Source organism: Caballeronia sp. M23-90 (genome assembly GCF_053574605.1).
Genome location: NZ_JBSIPA010000881.1, coordinates 1 through 1,008, shown reverse-complemented (window position 1 = coordinate 1,008; position 1,008 = coordinate 1). Strand labels below are relative to the sequence as shown.

The window sequence follows — 1,008 nt, the reverse complement described above, 5'->3', positions numbered from 1 at the left end:
CCGGGTCGCAGTCCAAAATGAAAGGGCGGCGACTTTAAGTATATGATTCAAAAGATTAATTTAATGGTCGACAGTTTATTTCATTGTTTTACATTATGAAATTCAATCTCACCATGTAAATTTACTTAACGGCGCCGCCAACGCGCCACCTTTCAAATCGATGCGCCCGCCCATGCGGCATCGAAGCGCGACTGAATAACGCGATTGTTACGCGATTACCCTAATGCGACTAACCGATTACACCGACTATTCCCTGCGCGTCATGCTCTACCTGGCCGTGCGCCCGGAAGGACTGGCGACGATCCAGGAAATCTCGGAGGCGTACGGCATCTCGAAGAATCATTTGATGAAAGTGGTGCAGCGGCTTGGAGAACTGGGCTGGGTCGAAACGCTTCGCGGCCGTAACGGAGGCCTGAGGCTCGACCCTCGTACGCCGCTTCTGACCATCGGCGAGGTAGTGCGCAAGACAGAAAATGATTTTTCCATCGTCGGTTGCTTCGCCGGGGACCATGAAGCGCACCGGCATTGCGTGATCCAGTCGCACTGCCAGTTGAGAGGCGTGTTTGCGGCGGCGCGCGATGCTTTCCTCGCCGAGCTCGACCGGCATACCATAGGGGATCTGGCGTCGCCGGCGGACGAGCTGGCGGGTTTGCTCGGTATCGTGCGGTTCATGCCTCACCCAAGCTCGGACAAAGGCGGATCGGGTCAGAGCGCCGGCCGAACTTAGGCCTTCTGCTACCTGCTCCAAAGCTCCCGCATCCTCGGCTTCCCTCGCGCCCGATTTAACGATTTATCCAAAAAATTGCCGTTTTCGGGCACCGAAGCGCTTGAAAGTGCCGGATCGCGCCTCATTTTGAATACATCCCATTTGGAGGTCTCAATATGAGAATCGACAAGCTCACGACCAAGTTTCAGGAAGCACTGGCCGACGCGCAGAGTCTCGCCGTCGGCAACGACAATCAATACATCGAACCGGTTCATCTGCTTGCTGCGCTGATTGCGCAACAG

Annotated in this window: 2 protein-coding genes; both read left to right on the top strand. The window is 55.4% G+C overall.

What is annotated here, in order from left to right; translation table 11 throughout:
• The first annotated feature begins 223 nt into the window (after positions 1 to 223).
• Complete coding sequence (locus ACRXB1_RS36720) at positions 224 to 727, top strand: Rrf2 family transcriptional regulator (RefSeq protein WP_061999559.1); 504 nt, start codon at positions 224 to 226, stop codon at positions 725 to 727.
• Between the two features lie 155 nt (positions 728 to 882).
• Positions 883 to 1,008: Clp protease N-terminal domain-containing protein (locus ACRXB1_RS36715; protein ID WP_449494861.1), on the top strand; the 126-nt coding region annotated here is incomplete at its 3' end.

Coding starts and splice junctions, on each gene's coding strand:
- ACRXB1_RS36720 (WP_061999559.1), top strand. CDS start 224: ATGCGACTAACCGATTACACCGACTATTCCCTGCGCGTCATGCTCTAC.